This is a genomic window from Streptomyces sp. UW30 (assembly GCF_008042075.1).
Taxonomy (GTDB): domain Bacteria; phylum Actinomycetota; class Actinomycetes; order Streptomycetales; family Streptomycetaceae; genus Streptomyces.
On sequence record NZ_RDBN01000166.1, the window covers coordinates 1 to 679 of the forward strand.

The following is a 679-nucleotide window of genomic DNA, read 5'->3' on the forward strand; positions in this document are numbered from 1 at the left end:
CAGGCGCTCGGCTCCCAGGCGCTCGGCTCCGCACCGCCGACCTCGACCTCCGACTCGCTCCCGGAGCCGTCGGTGTCCTCCTCGGTCTCCTCCTCCAGCCCCTCGACGTCCTGGTTGCGCTTCCCTTCCAGCGTGCTGATCCTGCCCGCCGACTGGGTGTCCTTGCCGGAGGTGGCCGGTGAGCCCTTGGGCTTCTCCTGGCCTCGTTTGTCCTGCGGCTTGAGCTGCTGGCCCGCCACCCTCGCCTCGGCCGCGCCCGGCCGGTTCTTCGCCGCGGACTCCTCGGCATCCGGGGGGAAGTCGGAGGGCGGGCAGCGCGGCGGTCAGCAGGGCGGCGAGAAGAAGTCCCAGGACGCGGCGGGGGGCAAGGAGAAGGCCGGCAAGGAGGCCACCGAGCAGGAGCAGGCGCCCGCCGCGACCAAGGAGGAGTCCGCGGCGAAGAACCGGCCGGGCGCGGCCGAGGCGAGGGTGGCGGGCCAGCAGCTCAAGCCGCAGGACAAACGAGGCCAGGAGAAGCCCAAGGGCTCACCGGCCACCTCCGGCAAGGACACCCAGTCGGCGGGCAGGATCAGCACGCTGGAAGGGAAGCGCAACCAGGACGTCGAGGGGCTGGAGGAGGAGACCGAGGAGGACACCGACGGCTCCGGGAGCGAGTCGGAGGTCGAGGTCGGCGGTGCGG

The 679-nt window shown here is 72.9% G+C and carries 2 protein-coding genes; one reads left to right on the top strand and one right to left on the bottom strand.

Going from position 1 to position 679, the window contains the following annotated elements:
- Window positions 1-239: hypothetical protein (locus EAO75_RS45225; protein ID WP_148000934.1), on the bottom strand; the 239-nt coding region annotated here is incomplete at its 3' end.
- On the opposite strand from EAO75_RS45225, the gene EAO75_RS45230 reads away from it, so the two are divergent.
- Window positions 220-679, top strand: a 460-nt coding sequence (locus EAO75_RS45230) for a hypothetical protein (RefSeq protein ID WP_187284876.1), incomplete at its 3' end; no start/stop codon positions are given. The genes EAO75_RS45225 and EAO75_RS45230 overlap by 20 nt on opposite strands.